Source organism: Mesorhizobium sp. CO1-1-8 (genome assembly GCF_020164875.1).
Lineage (GTDB): Bacteria > Pseudomonadota > Alphaproteobacteria > Rhizobiales > Rhizobiaceae > Mesorhizobium.
Window position 1 is genome coordinate 1 of record NZ_JAIUGZ010000008.1, and the last position, 14,201, is coordinate 14,201.

Below are 14,201 nucleotides of genomic sequence, written 5' to 3' on the forward strand. Positions count from 1 at the left end.
GAGTAGGGGAGTAGGGGAGTAGGGGAGTAGGGGAGTAGGGGAGTAGGGTGTGTGTTCCGCAGGTACAATCTGCCCCTACCGCCTTACTCCCCTAGAGCAATCAAATGCCCTCGCCGGCGAGCTCTTCCGAAATCGTGCCGACCTGATCCTGGGCGCTGCGCATCATCGGATAGATGGCCAGCACCTTTTGCCAGGCCTCGAGCGCCGATTGCTTGTGGCCGGTCAGCGCCATGATCTGCGCCAGGCCGGACAGCGCACCGAAATGGCGCGGCTCGAGCTGCAGCGTATGGTCGATGTCGGACATCGACTTGCCGTAGTTCTTCATCATGAAATGGACGGTGGCACGCCGGTTCCAGCCTTCGGCATAAGTCGGTTGCAAAGTCACCACCTGGTCGAGGAAATCGAGCGCGACGTCGAACTTCTGGCCTTCGACGGCTTTTTGCGACCATTGCATCATCAGGTCGATCGAGGCGCTGCCGGATTGCGACCACTCGCTCCAGATGCTGCCGGCGATGCGCTCGGCAGCCTTTTCGTTGCGCTCGCGTTTCAGATCGCTGAACAGCTGGTCGAGGCGGGCCTGTTTCGTCGTTGCGGCGGGCGGCGCGTCCTGAGTGGTCGGCGGCGCGACAGCATCATCCGCCCATGCCGGGTCATAAATGACGCCGGAAACAAGCAGAGATGTCAAAAATGCAAAAAGAATCCGCATCGCCGGACTCTAGTCCCAGGCGGCGGAACGTCAAACTGAATTTGGCGTGAAAATGCCGGCAGGCGGCAACAAGCATCAAATGGGCGGAGGCAACAGCCTCCTGCCCGAAAACTCAGCCCTGGCGTGCCTTGTAGCGCGGGGCGGTCTTGTTGATGATGTAGACGCGGCCCTTGCGGCGAACCAACTGGTTGTCGCGGTGACGCGCCTTCAGCGCCTTGAGCGAATTCTTGATCTTCATGGTCTTGCCTGTCGGTGTGGACCCGGTTGGGTCGAAATTTTAAGGCGCGCCAGAAGACGCGCCTTTGAACTGTGGGTGGCTCATAAACGAGGAGCCTTGTCCCTGTCAACCGCAAGCGTGCTCCATAGCGGCTGTGAATCATCCCTGTCATCAATTATCCGCCATGTCGGCCTTGCGGCATTGCGCGGCCCTGGGCCGGCTGGGATGATGCGGTCGCCGTGAAGTGATTTGGAGAAAACCATGCGCCGAATGTTCCTGTCCGCCTGCCTTGTCCTGCTGGCGGCAGCTTCGGCTGCTTGCGCGCAGGAATGCGACCGCTCCGACGACAGCCAGCAGATGATGAACATCTGTGCCGGCGAAGACTATCAGGCGGCCGACGCCAGGCTCAACAAGGCCTATCAGGACCTCACCAACTCGGATGATGCCGACGGCAAGAGATTGCTACAAGTGGCGCAACGCGCCTGGATCACCTTTCGCGATGCCGAGTGCGCGCATTCCACCGCCGCCAGCGCGGGTGGCTCGATCCATTCGATGGAAGTTTCGCAATGCCTGACCAGATTGACCAATGATCGCGTCAAGCAGCTTGCTGCCGCGGCCAATTGCGAGGAAGGCGATGTGGGTTGTGCCAATCCAGGCGAGGACGAGAGCGACGACGTGCAGTAGGCACCTTATGAGGCGCGACGGCTCTATCTCTTTGTTGTCTGACGCAATTCCCCAGGGAAAGCGTATGCGGCTTACCCGGGAAAACCGCTTCACACTTTTCCTGGAATTGCTTTAATCCGGGTGAAATGTCCCATCTTGCGGCCGGGACGCGCTTCGGCCTTGCCGTAGAGATGCAGCATCAGATCGGGCTCAGCGAGCAGGGCCGGGACGCGCAGCACATCGTCGCCGATCAGGTTCTCCATCACGCAGTCGGAGTGGCGGTCCCGGCCGCCGAGCGGCAGGCCTGCGATGGCGCGGATATGCTGCTCGAACTGCGAAACGATACAGGCGGCCTCCGTCCAATGGCCGGAATTGTGCACGCGCGGCGCGATCTCGTTGGCCAGCAGCGAGCCGTCGGCAAGCACGAAGAACTCGACGCCGATGATACCGACATAATTCAGCGCCGAGAGGATCTTCGATGCGGCCCTTCGGGCGGCTTGCGCTGTTTCGGGCCTTATGCGGGCCGGCAAGGTCGATGTGTGGAGAATGCCGTTGCGATGCACATTCTCGGCCGGATCGTAGGCGACGACCGCGCCGTCCAGCCCGCGCGCGGCAATCACCGAAATCTCGCGCTCGAACGGCACGAAGGATTCCAGGATCAGCGGCACATTGCCCATCGCCTCGCAGGTACCTGCAAACCCTCCGGTTTCCATGTTGCGGAAGACGCGTTGGCCCTTGCCGTCATAGCCCATGCGGCGCGTCTTCAGGATGCCGCTGCCGTCGAACGCTTTCAGCGCCGCAGTCAGTTCGTCATCATTGTCGACGGCATGGAAGTCCGCGGTGGCAATGCCGATGCCATTGAGGAATGTTTTTTCGCTCACCCGGTCTTGAGCCACTTCCAACGCCCGTGCCGGTGGATAGACCGGAACCTTGGCGGCCAGCGCGCTGGCCGCCGTGACCGGGACGTTCTCGAACTCGTAGGTGATGACCGAACTCGCCGCTGCCAGTTCGGCAAGGGCGGCCTTGTCGTCATAGGCGGCTGTTATCTGCCGGTTGGCGACCTGCGCCGCCGGGCAATCCGCTTGCGGCTCCAGCACCACGGTGCGGTAGCCGAGGCGGGCGGCGGCAACAGCCAGCATGCGACCGAGCTGGCCGCCGCCAATGATGCCGATGGTCGATCCGGCGGGCAGGCTCACGGCGTATCCGTCGGTTCGGTCGCGATTTTGGCGGTCTGCGCGGCGCGCCAGGCATCCAGCCGGTCGGCAAGCCTGTCGTCGTAGAGCGCCAGCACGGCCGCGGCCAGAAGGGCTGCATTGGTTGCACCCGCCTTGCCTATGGCCAGCGTGCCCACGGGAATGCCGGCCGGCATCTGGACAATGGACAGCAGCGAATCCTGCCCGGAGAGCGCCTTCGATTCCACCGGCACGCCGAACACCGGCAGCGGCGTCATCGCCGCCGTCATGCCGGGCAGATGCGCGGCACCGCCGGCGCCGGCGATGATCACCTTGTAGCCGGCCGCCTTGGCGCCCTTGGCGAAATCATAGAGCCGGTCCGGTGTGCGATGCGCGGAGATGATCAGCCGCTTGTGCGGAATGCCCAGTGCCTCCAGCGTTTCGGCGGCATGGCGCATCGTCGCCCAGTCGGACTGGCTGCCCATGATGATGGCGACATCGGCGCGTTGATCGTCCAAGTCTGTGTTCCCCGGCGACAAAGGCGCGCCTTAGCGGAATTCGCGCCAAGCCGCAAGGATAGGTGGCCACCGCAGCGGTTTGGCGAGACGGAATCAGGCCATCAGATGCTGTCGCGCTCGGCCTCGGGTGTCGAGACCAGCAAGGCCGAGGCCGCGTTGGCGGTGGTGACGGCGGCCTTCATGCCCTCTCCACGGGCAAGCCCCGCAGCCAGCGCACCGACGAATTCATCGCCGGCGCCATGCGTGCTGGCGACCTTGACCGGGATGGCCGGCAGCGCGAAGGCCTCGCCGGTCCAGTCGCGACAGGCGACGCCCTCACCTCCTGCCGTGACGATCGCCGCCGGATAGAGATCGGCCAGCCGCCGCGCCGCTTGCGCGGCCCCGTCGAGCGTCTCGACCACGGCCATGCCGGTCAGGAACTCCGCCTCGATGGCGTTGACCACCAATATGTCGACCAGCGCGATCAACTCCTCGGAGAGTTTGCGCGCCGGGGCCGCGTTGAGCACGACGCGGCCGCCCTGTGCCTTGACCGCGCGTGCTGCGGCAATGTTGGCTGCTTCCGGCACTTCGTTCTGCAACAAGAGCACCGCCGTTTGTGCCATCACATCGGAAGCCGAGGCAATGTCAGCATCGCCCAGCGTCAGATTGCTGCCCGAGACGATCACCGCACCATAGTCGCCGCCTGCGTCGAAGATCGCCACGCTCATGCCCGAGCCGGCGCCAGCGGCCACCCGCACGAAGCGGCGGTCGACCCCGGCGCGATCGAGACTGGCCAGCAACGCCCGCCCGAAATCATCGTCGCCGACCGCGCCGATCATCGCCGCGCGCACGCCGGCCCGCGCCGCCGAGACAGCCTGGTTGCCGCCCTTGCCGCCGCATTTTGGCTGCCAGGCATGGCCGGTCACCGTCTCGCCCTTGCGCGGGCGGTCGGGTGCGTCGACCATGATGTCGTAATGCAGGCTGCCGAACACGGTGACCAGCGGCGTTGTCGTCATGAGCCCCGGTCTTTTCGTTTCGATGTCACCGCCGACATGGTGCGGCCGAGATTGCGCTCCGCCGCCTGGTAGTCGCGCTGCGCCACCGCCACGAACAACGCGTCGAGGATGTTGAGCTGGGCAATGCGGGCCGCCGCGTTCTCGCCCATCAGCGGTGAACCCTGCGCGGTCGAGCACAGCACGATGTCGGCGACGGCGGCCAGCGGCGAATTGTCGTAATTGGTGATGGCTAGCGTGCGGGCACCGTTCTTGCGTGCCAGTTGGATGGCGTCGATGACGGCCGTCGTGTTGCCCGAATGCGAGAAGCCGACGGCGATGTCGTCGCCGCCAAGCAGCGAGGCCGACATCAGCATCATGTGCGAATCGTCATAGACCGACGCCCGGATGCCGATGCGCAGAAACTTGTGCGAAACGTCGCGCGCGATCTGCGCCGAGCCGCCGACGCCATAGAAATCCCGGTTCTTGGCCCGGAAGAGAAGCTCGGCAGCGCGGTCGAAATCCTCGATGTCGAGGATCGCCAGCGTCTCCTCCAGCGCCTGGATGGAGGTGCGGAACACTTTTTGCACGATCTCGGCCGAACTGTCGTCGGATGACAGTTCCTGGTGCATCTCGGCGGTCGGCAGGCGGCTGTACTCATAGACGGCTGTGCGGAAGTCGCGATAGCCGGAGAAGCCGAGCTTCTTGGCGATTTTGACCACCATAGCCTCGGACACGCCGGATTCCTCGGCGATCTGCTTCAGCGGAATGCTCTCGTCGAAGCCGCGCCGGCCGAAGACGGTTTCCACCACCTTCGCCTCCAAGGGAGTGAGATGCGGCATCATCATGCGGATGCGCGGTCCTACAGCTTTCAGGTCCAGCCCGCTCAAGGTCATCCACGCCCCCTCGTCACGCGATCGATAAGCATCGCGGCGAGGATTATAAGACCAGTTGCCAGAAGCTGATAGAAGGACTGGACGTTCATAAGCGTCAAACCGTTGCGCATGGCGCCGAGGATGACGGCGCCGAGGATGGTACCGACGACGCTGCCCTTACCGCCCATCAGCGAGGCGCCGCCGATGGCGGCAGCCGCGATGGCGTCGAGCTCCCAGAGATTGCCGAGGATGGGTTCGGCGGCGCCGAGCCGGCCGATCAGGATCTGCGCGGCAAGCGCCGCCAGCAGGCCGGAGATCATGTAGGCGGCGATCTTGGTGCGGGCAATCGGCACGCCGGCGATGTAGGCCGCCTCCTCGTTGCCGCCGACGGCGAGCAGATATTCACCGAAGGGCGTCTTCTTCAAAACGACCCAGGCGACGATAGCCACGCCGGCGACGATGACGACCGCCAGCGGCAGCCCGAACAGCGAGCCGTTGAAGATGGCGCGAAAGCCTGGCGGAAGGCCAAGCACCGGATTGCCGCCGGTGTAGATCAGCGCCAGCGCCCGATAGGTGCTGAGCGTTCCCAGCGTGACGATGAAGGGTTGCAGCCCGACATAGGCGACGAGCACGCCATTGACGAGGCCGCAGGCAAGGCCGATGGCGAAGCCGGCGGCGATGGCCAGCGGAAACGGCACGCCGGCGACCATCATCGAGGCCGAGATGACGGCCGAGAGTGCTGCCGTCGGCCCGACGGACAGGTCGATGCCACCGGAGATGATGACCAGCGTCATGCCCAGCGCCAGACAGGCATTGATGCTCGACTGCTGCAGGATGTTGATCAGGTTGCGCTCGGCAAAGAAGCCGGGCACCATCGCGCCGAACACAGCCAGGATCACGACGAGACCGATCAGCGTGCCGGCGTCGCGCATGGAAATCCCGCGCAGGAATTCGGCCCGTGGCCGCACCAGAGTGCTATCCGACATATCCGTCACCTACTGCCTTGCCGATTGCGCGGCCGGCGTTTGCGTTTGCGGGATGGCGTGCGCCGCGATCGCCTGTTCGCTGATATCGTCCTTGTGGAGTTCGGCCGCGATCGAGCCGTCGCGCATCACCAGCACGCGGTCGGCGAGCCGGATCACCTCCGGAAGCTCGGAGGAGACGACGATCACCGCATGACCCTCGGCGGCGAGTTCCTCGATCAGATGATATATTTCCGCCTTGGCGCCGACATCGATGCCGCGCGTCGGCTCGTCGAACAAGAGGATGCGTGTTCCCGCGGCCAGCCAGCGGCCGATGATCGCCTTCTGCTGGTTGCCGCCGCTGAACAGGCGGATCGGCCGGTCGAGCAGAAACGGCCGCAGGTTGACACGCCCCATCTTGTCGACGGCCACTCGTTTCAACTTGGCGTGATCGATGAGGCCGCGCGGCGCGAACACGGCCATCGAGGCCAGCGCCATGTTGCTGCTGATCGAGCGCAGCGGCACGATGCCTTCACGTTTACGCTCCTCCGGCACCAGGCCAATGCCGGCGGCAATGGCGTCACGCGGGCTGGAGAACCGCGCCGCCTTGCCGTCGATTGCAATCGTCCCGACAGTGGCGCGATCGGCGCCGGCCAAGAGCCGCAACAGTTCAGTGCGACCGGAACCGACCAGGCCGGCAATGCCCAGCACCTCGCCGCGATGCAGATCGAACGACACGTTCCGCACCTTCGTTGCCGAGGAGAGGCCACGCGCGCTCAGCATGACCTCGTCCGAGGCATGGGAATTATGGTGTTCCTGCGCCAGTTCGCGGCCGACCATCTTCGCCACGACCGCCTTTTCCGACAGGCCTTTTAGGTCGACGGAATCGACGACCACGCCGTCACGCATGATGGTGGCGCGCTGGCAGATGCCGAACACCTCGTCCAGCTTGTGGGAGACATAAACGACGGCGACGCCGTCGCGAGCGAGGCCGGTAATGACGTGCGCCAGCCGTTCGAATTCGCTCGGCGTCAGGCTCGATGTCGGCTCGTCCATGGCGACGATTCGTGCGCGGTCGAGCAGCGCCCGGGCGATCTCGACAATCTGCCGCTGCGCCACCTTCAGGGTTCCGAGCGGGCCGGCTGGATCGATGGACGGGTCAATGGCTGCAAGAGCCTCGGCAGCGCGGCGCTCCTGCTCTCGCCGGGCGACGAACATGCCGCCGCGCGTCAGTGGATGGCCGAGAAACATGTTCTGCGCGACGCTGAGGCGTGGCACCTGCTGCAATTCCTGATGGATCATGGCGACGCCAGCGGCGCGTGCGGCGACCGGGTTGGCAAGCGTCACCGGCTTGCCGTCGATAAGAACGCTTCCCGCTGTCGGCCTGTAGACGCCCGACAGGATGCGAAGCAGCGTCGACTTGCCGGCGCCGTTCTCGCCAAGCAGGCCGTGGATCTCACCAGCGCCGACCGAGAACGACACGTCGTTGAGCGCCCGTACGGCCGGAAACAGCTTGGAAATGCCCTGGAATTGCAGCCGGGGTGACATTGGGTTCTATCTCCGAGGGTTCTATCTCGGGGCAACGGTGCCGGCCGGCAGCGAATTGCTCTGGCCGGCACTCGCCGATTGGCCTTACTGGCCCGCGGCGGCGTCCTCGAGCAGTGCGTGGCGCGCGCCGGCGCCGGAATAGCGGTCGGCATTGTCCTTGGTGATCAGTGCCTGCGGCGTGGCGACGACGCGCGGCAGCTTTTGTCCGGCCACCAGTCGCAGCGCCGTCTCCAGCGCAACCTCACCCGTCAGCACCGGGAAGCTATCGACCGTGCCGGTCAGTTCGCCGGCGCGGATCGAGGCATAGGCGTCGGAAATGCCGTCAGTGCCGAACACGGCAACCTTGTCCTGCAGGCCGGCAGCCTTGACCGCCTCGACAATGCCCAGCGCCATGCCGTCATTGTTGGCATAGAAGCCGATCAGGTCGGGGTGCTGCTGCAGGATGTTAGTGGCAGCGTCATAGGAGGTCTGGCGGTCCCAGTTGCCGGGAACGCTGGCGACGACCTCGAACTTGCCGGCTTCGGTGATGGTGGACTTGAATCCATCGGTGCGCTGTACGGCGGCATAGACGCCGGCCTGGCCTTCAACGATGGCGACCTTGCCGCCATTCGGACGGTTCTTGATGAACCATTTGGCGACGCGCACGCCATTGTCGCGCTGGACATTGCCGACATAATGCTCGGCCTGCGGGATGACCGCGTCATTGACGTTGACCACCGGCACGTTGGCGGCCTTGGCCTGCTCCATGATCGGCTGCAGATTGGCATCCGTCTGCGGCGAGACGAGCAGCACGTTGTAGCCCTGCGTCACCAAGCCTTCGGCAATGGTGAGCTGGCCGAGCTGGTCGCCCTCGCTCTGCGCTGCCTGATAGACAACGGGAACGCCGACCTTGGCGCCGAATGCCGTGTAGCCCTGGCCCAGCGAGCGCCAGTATTCATTGGTCAGCGTCTTGGAGACCGCGCCTGCCTTGGTGCCTTCGGGCAGCTTGGGGAACGCGCCGAATTTAGCCTCGACCTGCGACCAGTCGATGCGGTCCTTTTCCGTGTCGGAATTGAGCGGCGCGAGGTCGGCCGAAAAGGCAGAGCCTATCGACAGCGCCATCAGTGCGGCGGTAGCAGTGGCAAGCAGAAGTTTCATTGTATTCCTCCCTTGTTAAAAGATCTGGCCTTGTTGAAAACGGTGATGGCTCGGATGCCTCAGCTATCCGGCCCGAGCACGATTTCCTGGACGATGGCCTGCGACGTCACCGCATCCTGGCTGTCCATAGCGGCGGACAGGCGATTGTCCTGCTCCAGCCGGTCCACGACGCGCAGCATGCGCTTGACCGTGGCGATGTTGACTTCGCACTCGCGCACCGGATCGAGCCCGGTCATGTCGGGGAATGTGTCGAAATAGATGGCGCCGGCGTAACCGTCGCGGCGGATCTGCCTGAGCAGCTCGATTGTCTGCAGCGTGTGCACCGCGCCGACCATCAGGCCGTCGTCGCGCTTGGCGTAGCCGTCGTTCAGGTGCATGCCGAGCAGCTTGCTGTGACGCGCCACCAGGGCTGCGGCAAAGGCCGGCTGTTCGTCGGCATAGAGCACATGAGCGAAATCGAGGGTGACGCCCAGATTGGGCAGGCCGACATCGCGGATCGCCAGCAAGGTCGTCGCCGCATCCGGCATCAGGCTGTAGGAGCGTGGTTCGTTCGGTTTGTATTCAAGGCTGATCTGACAGTCGGGGTCATGTGCCGTAACTTCACGAATTCCATCAATTTCGTGTTGCCAAAGCGTCGCGTAATCGGCCTGGAAGGCGTAGTCGAAGCCATCCTGGCCGAGCCACAGCGTCATCAGGCTGGCGCCGGCCTCACGCACGGCATCGATGCCGGCTTTGGTCAGGTCGATGGCCTCACGGCGCACCGCGGGATCCGGATTGGTGAAGGCGCCGAGCTTGAAGGCGGGGTTGGAGTAGTAGCGCATGGCAAAGCCATTGATGGAAAGTCCAAGATCGCCCAGTTTGAGGGCGATTTCAGCAGGCTTTTCGCCGACGACATGGTCGGGGTAATTCAGATCGAGGTCGGTCAGCCCGGAAACTTTGGCGGCGCGCGCCGCCATCTGCAGGAGCGACGGCTTGCCGATGAGATCAGGCCATTCGGCCTGCGGTCGCGAGGCAAAGGAATTCAGGCGCGTGGCGAAACGAGTGGCTGTCATGGTCGACCTTTCAATCGTCATCACTTCACACAAATATGAATATTTGTAAAGTTATTGTTTTGCAGATTGGGTGGTGAGCTGTCCAGACGGCTGGGCTGAGCCGCGCGAAGGCGCAGGTTTTCCGGTGGCGACGTCGGACAATGCGTAAGAACGGGTGGGATCGATGCCCGGGCAGGACCGTCGTCAGCCGCCGTTTTGCGGAAGGTGCGACGAAGCCGTCGAGTTCGAGGCGCTCCACGTGCGAGGTCGCCCGGTATGAAAAGGCGCCGTCGCGGCTAGTGCACCAGCGAAAAAGAGCCCGACGATTGACCGGCCAAAAGGCACCGTCACACGACCGCGCAGGGAGATGGAGATCGCCGCTGCCTGGCGCTCGAGCGGCGTCAGCACATCACATCGTCAAGCAATGATGTCGGGAATGATCTTGTCTTCCAGCGCCATCAGCCGGTCCTTGAGGAACAGCTTCTTCTTCTTCATGCGCTGAATCTGCAGCGGATCGCAGGCCATGGCGATCATCGCGTTGATGGCTGCATCGAAATCGGCGTGTTCCTGCTTCAGGCGGGAAAATTCGAGGCGAATATCGGCCTGTTCCTGATCGGACATTCTCTACCGTCTGCACGTCTGCGGCGCCCAAAGCTGGGCCTGATTGGGCGGGACCGGGTGTTTTGTCACCGGCGTGCAGGCCATATCACATTTCACGGTGTCGTGGAATGCTACCACGGATCATTCGACATCGCCCCCGGAAGGTGACACACTGTCACCGTGCCGTCACAGAAGCGAACCTGCGGTGGACGCGCCGTGACGGTTGCAATCGAGGAAAACCATGAAAGGGAGAACCAATCATGTCTCTTGCATCCCATCTTGATGAGTTGCAGCGGAAACACGGCGACATCGAACGTGAAATCGATGACGCGATGAATCATCCATCGGTCGACGACCTCGAAATCGTGAATCTCAAGCGACGCAAGCTGGCACTCAAGGACGAGATTGAAAAACTAAGAGGAAAACCGACCACGCACTGATGCCCTCCTGACATAGCCGCCCGGTATCGCGGCCTCTTTTCCCGGCGGCTCCCCGCCGCCGGTGTGGAGGGTTTTGATTTTCCAGCACGGGTCTGTGAGCCGAAGCTGGACTTGCACCGGTTCAATTTCCGCTTCGGCCGTCGCCCGTTTGGCCAGATCATCGATTGTCTGGTCGCTGGCGGCGTGCCGATTCCGGCCAGTGGCGACCTGTCGCCATTGACAAGCCATCTTTGCTCCTCCACCTCATGCCCGGACCTCAGCGCATCGGCCCGGGGCGTCGTTGTGCGCCCGTGCAGGACACAAGATGCTCCAGAGACAAAAGGCTGCCGGCATGACCGGATATTTTTCCTCTCCTTTCCCCCGCCGCACCTCGGTCGGCGTCGATGTCGGCGGCGTGGTCGTCGGCGGCGGCGCGCCTGTTGTCGTTCAATCGATGACCAACACCGACACGGCCGATATCGACCAGACGGTTGCGCAGGTCGCAGCCCTCCACCGGGCCGGCTCCGAGATCGTGCGCATCACCGTTGATCGCGACGAGAGTGCCGCCGCCGTGCCGCGCATTCATGAGCGGCTTCTTCGGCTTGGCATCAACGTGCCGCTGGTCGGCGATTTCCACTATATCGGCCACAAGCTTTTGGCCGACCATCCGGCCTGCGCCGAGGCGCTGGCCAAATATCGCATAAATCCCGGCAATGTCGGCTTCAAGGACAAGAAGGATCGGCAGTTCGCCGATATCGTCGAGATGGCGATCAGGCATGACAAGCCGGTGCGCATCGGTGTCAACTGGGGCTCGCTCGACCAGGAGCTTCTGACCCGGCTGATGGACGACAACCAGGACAAGGGTTTTCCGCTGACGGCGCAGGAGGTGATGCGCGAGGCGATCGTGCAGTCAGCCATTCTCTCAGCCGAGATGGCGGAGGAGATCGGCCTTGGCCGCGAGAAAATCATCCTATCGGCCAAAGTCAGCGGCGTGCAGGACCTGATCGCCGTCTATGCCGAGCTCGCCACCCGCTCCAATCATGCGCTGCATCTCGGCCTGACTGAAGCTGGTATGGGCTCGAAAGGCATCGTCGCTTCGTCGGCCGCCATGGGCATCCTGCTCCAGCAAGGCATCGGCGACACCATCCGGATCTCGCTGACGCCGGAGCCGAATGGCGACCGCACGCGCGAGGTGCAGGTGTCGCAGGAGTTGCTGCAGACCATGGGGTTCAGGCAGTTCGTGCCGATCGTTGCTGCTTGCCCCGGCTGCGGCCGCACGACCTCGACCGTGTTCCAGGAACTTGCCCAGAACATCCAGGCGGATCTCAGGAAGAACATGCCCGTTTGGCGCGACAAATATCCCGGCGTCGAGAACCTCAAGGTCGCGGTGATGGGTTGCATCGTCAACGGCCCGGGCGAGTCCAAGCATGCCGACATCGGCATTTCGCTGCCCGGCACCGGCGAGACGCCGACCGCGCCTGTCTTCGTCGACGGCAAGAAGGCGGCGACGCTGCGCGGACCGTCGATCGCGGCGGATTTCGAGAAAATGGTCGCCGACTATATCGAACAGCGGTTCGGTCGCGGCGGCAAGGCCGCGGCAGAGTAGGTCAAATGCAGCGTTTCCTATGGGCGACGCTGATCCTGCTGTGTGGGCTGGTCTGGTCGACGCTGGCTCAGGCCGATCCGCCGCAATCCGCCAAGCAGCGGCTTATCGACAAGGTCTGCAATCTGATCCAGGCGCATGCCGACCAGAACGGCCTGCCCAGGGATTTCTTCGCCCGGCTGATCTGGAAGGAAAGCCGTTTCGATCCCAATGCCGTCAGTCCGGTCGGTGCCGAAGGCATTGCCCAGTTCATGCCGGGCACCGCCAAGATGCGCGGGCTCGCCAATTCCTTCGACATCAACCAGGCGATCCCGGCTTCGGCGAAATATCTTGCCGAAATGAAAACCGGCTACGGCAATCTCGGCCTGGCAGCCGCCGCCTACAATGCCGGCGAGAGCCGGGTGTCGCGCTGGCTCAGCTCCGGCGGTTTCCTGCCGATGGAAACCGAAAGCTATGTCTTCGACATCATGGGCGAACCTGCCGACAAGTTCACGGACCGGGCCTATGCCGGAAAGGTCGAGCCGCTCGACGCAAAGGCGGATTTTGCCGTCGCTTGCCGAAAGCTGCCGGTGATCATGTCGCGGACCGTGGCGATGGCCTCGATCAACGTAAAGCCGTGGGGCATCCAGGTGGCTGGTAATTTTCGCCGCAGTGCCGCGATCAACCAGTGGCTCAGGGTAAGGAGCCGGTTCCCGGCCCTGCTCAACGGGCATGATCCGGTGGTCAGCCGGGTGCGCACGCCAATCGGCCGGCGCGGCATCTACGCGGTCAGGATCGGTGTCGATCATCGCGCCGATGCCAACGTCATCTGCCAGAAATTGCAAAGCATCGGTGGGGCATGCGTGGTGGTGCGCAACCGGTAATTTGGCCGCTGCCGGCGCAGTGTTCTGTCGGAGAAAGGCATTTAAAAGCGACAGCCGTGACGTCGCATCCAGCAAAGATTTCAGCTATAGCGGCGGCCATCTTTACCAGGGGCACCAGCCCCTGCCTTTGACAAGCTGCATGGGCACAACATGTTCGATGGATACATTATCTGCGGCACGCCGAGGACCGGAAGCACGCTGCTGTGTAAGCTTCTGGCATCCACGAAGACGGCTGGCGATCCGCACTCATTCTATCGGCGGCAGGATGTTCTGGAGTGGGCTGAAGAGTGGCAGCTGCCCGATCGCGACACGATGAGTGAGCTCGACTTCAATGTCGCCTATCTCAACGCGGCGATCGCTGCCGGCAAGGGGGGGACCAGCCTCTTCGGCCTTCGCTTGATGCGCGAAAATCTGGATGAACTCTCGGCAATCCTCGACCAGATTTTCCCAAAACTGCCATCCGACAGAGCGCGTCTCGAAAAGGCCTTTGGCCGCATCCTCTACATACACCTCTCGCGGGAGGACAAGCTCGCGCAGGCTGTCTCCCTGATCAAGGCAGAGCAGACCGGTCTTTGGCATGTCGCTCCCGACGGCACCGAGATCGAAAGGGTCGCCCCGCCGAAAGAACCCCAATATGATTTCGAGCGGATCAGGCGTGAGGTCGCGAAACTCGAGACCTATGATGCGGCCTGGAACATTTGGTTCGCGAAGCAAGGCATATCTCCGCTGCGGGTCGGCTATGAGCGTCTTGCCGCGAACCCGGCTGCGACATTGCTAGGCATCAGCAAAGCCCTGGGGATCCGAGCGCCTGACGCCAAGGACGTGAGCCCCGGCGTTGCAAAGCTCTCCGACGACACGAGCCTCGACTGGATGCGCCGCTATCATCTGGATGCAACCGTCTGAGGTTTCGAGGAGG

The 14,201-nt window shown here is 63.3% G+C and carries 16 protein-coding genes; 5 read left to right on the forward strand and 11 right to left on the reverse strand.

Features of this window, described 5'->3' with window-relative positions:
• Positions 1-100 precede the first annotated feature (100 nt).
• Complete coding sequence (locus LB558_RS17060) at positions 101-706, reverse strand: tetratricopeptide repeat protein (protein WP_127260405.1); 606 nt, start codon at positions 704-706, stop codon at positions 101-103.
• 112 nt (positions 707-818) lie between these two features.
• On the reverse strand, positions 819-944 hold the full coding sequence (gene ykgO / locus LB558_RS17065; RefSeq protein WP_006327841.1) for a type B 50S ribosomal protein L36: 126 nt from the start codon (positions 942-944) through the stop codon (positions 819-821).
• Positions 945-1,184: 240 nt separating this feature from the next.
• On the opposite strand from ykgO, the gene LB558_RS17070 reads away from it, so the two are divergent.
• The gene (locus LB558_RS17070) at positions 1,185-1,607 is read left to right on the forward strand and encodes a lysozyme inhibitor LprI family protein (RefSeq protein ID WP_224698649.1); all 423 of its coding nucleotides are present in this window, start codon (positions 1,185-1,187) and stop codon (positions 1,605-1,607) included.
• 89 nt (positions 1,608-1,696) lie between these two features.
• Here LB558_RS17070 and LB558_RS17075 read toward each other — a convergent pair whose 3' ends face one another.
• The 9 genes from LB558_RS17075 to LB558_RS17115 all read right to left on the reverse strand — a co-directional run bounded on the left by LB558_RS17075 (position 1,697) and on the right by LB558_RS17115 (position 10,421).
• On the reverse strand, positions 1,697-2,782 hold the full coding sequence (locus tag LB558_RS17075; protein ID WP_224698650.1) for a 5-(carboxyamino)imidazole ribonucleotide synthase: 1,086 nt from the start codon (positions 2,780-2,782) through the stop codon (positions 1,697-1,699).
• Complete coding sequence (gene purE / locus LB558_RS17080; protein ID WP_224698651.1) at positions 2,779-3,276, reverse strand: 5-(carboxyamino)imidazole ribonucleotide mutase; 498 nt, start codon at positions 3,274-3,276, stop codon at positions 2,779-2,781. The genes LB558_RS17075 and purE overlap by 4 nt, the downstream gene beginning before the upstream one ends.
• 101 nt (positions 3,277-3,377) lie before the next feature.
• Positions 3,378-4,271 (reverse strand): ribokinase, encoded by an 894-nt coding sequence (locus LB558_RS17085; RefSeq protein WP_224698652.1) that lies wholly within the window; start codon positions 4,269-4,271, stop codon positions 3,378-3,380.
• Positions 4,268-5,143, reverse strand: a complete 876-nt coding sequence (locus LB558_RS17090; RefSeq protein WP_224698653.1) for a MurR/RpiR family transcriptional regulator — start codon at positions 5,141-5,143, stop codon at positions 4,268-4,270. Before LB558_RS17090 ends, LB558_RS17085 begins: the two co-directional genes overlap by 4 nt.
• Positions 5,140-6,108 (reverse strand): ABC transporter permease, encoded by a 969-nt coding sequence (locus LB558_RS17095; RefSeq protein ID WP_224698655.1) that lies wholly within the window; start codon positions 6,106-6,108, stop codon positions 5,140-5,142. Before LB558_RS17095 ends, LB558_RS17090 begins: the two co-directional genes overlap by 4 nt.
• 9 nt (positions 6,109-6,117) lie before the next feature.
• Entirely contained in the window at positions 6,118-7,632 is a 1,515-nt protein-coding gene (locus tag LB558_RS17100) for a sugar ABC transporter ATP-binding protein (RefSeq protein WP_224698657.1), read from the reverse strand.
• A gap of 84 nt (positions 7,633-7,716) precedes the next feature.
• Positions 7,717-8,769: a substrate-binding domain-containing protein gene (locus LB558_RS17105; RefSeq protein WP_224698659.1), complete on the reverse strand. Its 1,053-nt coding sequence runs from the start codon at positions 8,767-8,769 to the stop codon at positions 7,717-7,719.
• A gap of 59 nt (positions 8,770-8,828) precedes the next feature.
• Complete coding sequence (locus LB558_RS17110) at positions 8,829-9,821, reverse strand: TIM barrel protein (RefSeq protein WP_224698661.1); 993 nt, start codon at positions 9,819-9,821, stop codon at positions 8,829-8,831.
• 396 nt (positions 9,822-10,217) lie between these two features.
• A complete protein-coding gene (locus tag LB558_RS17115; RefSeq protein WP_013529216.1) occupies positions 10,218-10,421 on the reverse strand; it encodes a YdcH family protein in 204 nt (67 codons plus the stop codon).
• A 239-nt stretch (positions 10,422-10,660) separates the two neighbouring features.
• Here LB558_RS17115 and LB558_RS17120 point away from each other — a divergent pair, with 239 nt between their 5' ends.
• From LB558_RS17120 to LB558_RS17135, 4 genes are all read left to right on the forward strand, one after another.
• A complete protein-coding gene (locus tag LB558_RS17120) occupies positions 10,661-10,840 on the forward strand; it encodes a YdcH family protein (RefSeq protein ID WP_013529217.1) in 180 nt (59 codons plus the stop codon).
• Between the two features lie 331 nt (positions 10,841-11,171).
• Complete coding sequence (gene ispG / locus LB558_RS17125; RefSeq protein ID WP_224698877.1) at positions 11,172-12,425, forward strand: flavodoxin-dependent (E)-4-hydroxy-3-methylbut-2-enyl-diphosphate synthase; 1,254 nt, start codon at positions 11,172-11,174, stop codon at positions 12,423-12,425.
• A 5-nt stretch (positions 12,426-12,430) separates the two neighbouring features.
• The gene (locus LB558_RS17130) at positions 12,431-13,285 is read left to right on the forward strand and encodes a lytic transglycosylase domain-containing protein (protein ID WP_224698663.1); all 855 of its coding nucleotides are present in this window, start codon (positions 12,431-12,433) and stop codon (positions 13,283-13,285) included.
• Between the two features lie 150 nt (positions 13,286-13,435).
• Positions 13,436-14,188 (forward strand): Stf0 family sulfotransferase, encoded by a 753-nt coding sequence (locus LB558_RS17135; protein WP_224698665.1) that lies wholly within the window; start codon positions 13,436-13,438, stop codon positions 14,186-14,188.
• The last annotated feature ends 13 nt before the right edge of the window (positions 14,189-14,201 follow it).